Annotated in this window: 2 protein-coding genes and 1 pseudogene; all 3 read left to right on the top strand. The window is 33.6% G+C overall.

Annotation, left to right across the window (positions count from 1 at the left end):
• A partial coding sequence (locus KVT34_RS29250; protein WP_254635228.1) for a TnsA endonuclease C-terminal domain-containing protein occupies window positions 1-267 on the top strand: 267 nt, incomplete at its 5' end.
• Window positions 264-2,420, top strand: a pseudogene (locus tag KVT34_RS29245) (Mu transposase C-terminal domain-containing protein). The gene KVT34_RS29250 and the pseudogene KVT34_RS29245, both read left to right, overlap by 4 nt.
• Window positions 2,395-3,027 (top strand): ATP-binding protein (locus tag KVT34_RS29240; protein ID WP_217563189.1); only part of this gene is annotated, 633 nt, incomplete at its 3' end. The pseudogene KVT34_RS29245 and the gene KVT34_RS29240, both read left to right, overlap by 26 nt.

The following is a 3,027-nucleotide window of genomic DNA, read 5'->3' as shown; positions in this document are numbered from 1 at the left end:
TTTCAAAATATAAACCCTCAACAAATTGAAGACTTAGTATTTTCATTACTACAAAGGCTACTAGAGAAAGATGAATCAATTCGAGAAATAGCTAATAGTTTTGATAAAGATACACATATGCCTCTAGGAAGTGGAATTACACTTTTCTATCATTTGTTAGCTTGTAAAATTATTCAAATAGATATGTCTATACCATTAGATATTGAGCAATGCGTGCAAATTCAATCAGGTAATGAAGATAAGGTAAAGAAGGGGAAGTACGGATGATTTATATTAATCAGGTTATGCAATCTACGAAAGATTCTACACGTTTACGAGTGATTGAAGTAGAGGAAGATTACGTATATATCGTTAATATCGATACAATAAGCGCAATGCCTAAAAGAGAGTTATATGCCAATATGGAATTGGATATTGAACAAAATGAATTGTTAATTATAGGAGACCCTTATGCTAGAGCAGTGCCAGATAGTGACTTAACACAAGTACAAAAGGATAAACGTGATTATGATTGGGCAATTGTAGAAAAGTTTATTATTCCGAATATGTCTTCACTTCTACTAAAAAAAGGACGTGAAGCTAAAATCGTACAAATTGTGGCTGATAGTGGGTTAGGTAAAACAAAAGTAAAAAAGCTTTTAAGTAGATACTGGCAGCGTGGAATGAACAAAAATTCGATGCTACCTGATTATGCGAATTCAGGTGGTCGAGGGAAAAGTAAGAAACTCAATGTGGATAAAATCGGGAGACCACGAAAGCTTACGGTAGATGGTGAATACAGAAGTGGTGTTAATATTACAGAAGAGATAAAATTGCAATTTGAACATGGAATAAACAAGTATTATCGCAAGGCAAATGGGTATTCATTAAAATATGTTTATCACTTTATTTTAAGAGACTTTTATTCAGATCGTTATAAAGAGAATGGTGACATCCAATATAGGATTTGGGAACCGGATCGTATTCCTTCTTACCACCAGTTTTATTATGGGTTTAAAAAGTGGGAAGATCCTAAAAAGGATATTATATTCCGTAAGAGTACTAAAGAATATGAATAAAAACATCGGCCAATTTTACGCAATTCAAAAGTAGAAACCAATGGTCCTGGTACACGCTTTCAAATTGATGCGACGATTGCAGATATTTATTTAGTTAGCGCTATCGATGCTAACCGCATTATCGGTCGTCCATTAATCTATGCAGTCGTTGATGTATATTCTCGAATCGTCACAGGGATTTATGTTGGTTTAGAAGGGCCATCATGGATGGGTGCAATGATGGCTTTGGATAATATGGTTGCTGATAAAGTTGAATTTTGTAAGCAGTACAATATTGATATTACAGAAGAACAATGGCCAACTCATCATTTACCAGAGATTATTATTGCCGATAGAGGTGAGTTTGAAGGGTACGCAGTTGCGGGTCTGATTAATAATTTAAATATTAAAATTGAAAATACGACAGCTTATCGGGGAGATTTAAAAGGTATTGTTGAACGTAAATTCCGTACAATCAACGGGAAAGTTAAACAGAAGGCTCCAGGTGCAATTCAAAAAGAATACCGAGAACGTGGAGATAAAGACTATCGATTGGATGCTACGCTTAATTTAAAAGAATTTACAGCGTTAGTCATTACAATGATTCTCCAACATAATCATAAAATCATTGATAAGTATCCAATGGAGAAAGAAATGATTACTGATAGAATTGTGCCTACTCCTATTAGTTTATGGAACTGGGGTATCTAAAATCGAAAAGGCCGATTACGTACGATAGATCGAAATATTTTGCGTTTGAATGTATTACCTAGAGGCAAAGCAACTGTTTCAAGAGCAGGGATTAAATTTAAAAATCTATTGTATGGTTCAAAACGAGCCATCGAAGAACAGTGGTATACAAAACTGAAAAATAAAAGTGTCAGTATTGTATATGATCCACGTCATTTAGATAGGATTTATATTCCGAACGATGATGGTTTAGATTACGAGACATGTATATTGTTAGAACCTAGTGAGCAATATAAAACGGATTTCTTAGAGGATATTGTATTTCATCAACAATTAAGAAATGAACTTGAAGAAGAGGAACGCTCAAAACAAGTACAACTAACAATTAATACAGATACTATGATGGAGCAAATCATTAAAACAGCAAAAGAGAAGAAGAAAAATACACTATACAAACCTACGAGTAAAAAAGAAAAATTAGATGCTATCCGTGATAATAAAGAAAATGAAAAACAAATAAATCGTGAAGAAGAAAAATTTGATTTATCACCACCTGTAAAAGATGAAGATGCAGAAATAATCGATTTTGCAACAAGAAAGAAAATAGAAGAGCAGCCTGTAAAAAAAGGTACATCCCGTTTAATGGAAAAATTGAAAAGAAAGCGAGATGAAGAGCTTGGAAAAGATAAATAATATTGTTCTAAAAGGAGATATAGAACACGCTGACTACAAGCCGCAAATGCTCTCTGAATACGCTCAAAATCCTTATATAGAAGCATTGCCACCTATTTTCAGTGAAGATGATGTATTAGAACGATTTATGGTGACACCGCGCATTACGGAACGTGATAAGCAGAGTGAAACAAATATTAGATACCACGTATTAAAGCGTATAAAAAACTTTATTCAGCCATTACCAATTCATTTTGAAGTAGAGCGACGTTTATCTACGTTAATTCGGCGAGGTTATCTGGCTAGAAATCCTTTAGATAAAACGTTTTTAGAAAGAATACGCACACTTCATGAATTACGAGAAAATGAAGAACAGGCTCATAGATATATAGATGAACGCTTAAATCATATACGTTCAACTGCAGATAGTTTATCAATCATAGGTATTTCTGGTATTGGTAAAACAACAGCTATTGAAAGACTTTTGTTAATGTATCCCCAGGTGATTAATCATGATAGCTATCAAGAACAGCTTTTCAACCGAATTCAAATTGTGTGGTTGAAGATTGATTGTCCTTATGATGGTAGCTTAACGACATTGTGTAAAAGCTTTTTTAAAGCAATTGAT

Origin of the sequence: Paenibacillus sp. GbtcB18, assembly GCF_019091125.1 — a bacterium.
GTDB classification, from domain to species: Bacteria; Bacillota; Bacilli; order Paenibacillales; family NBRC-103111; genus Paenibacillus_F; species Paenibacillus_F chitinolyticus.
Note: the sequence above shows the minus strand (reverse complement) of the source record. Positions and strands in the feature narration are given on the sequence as shown.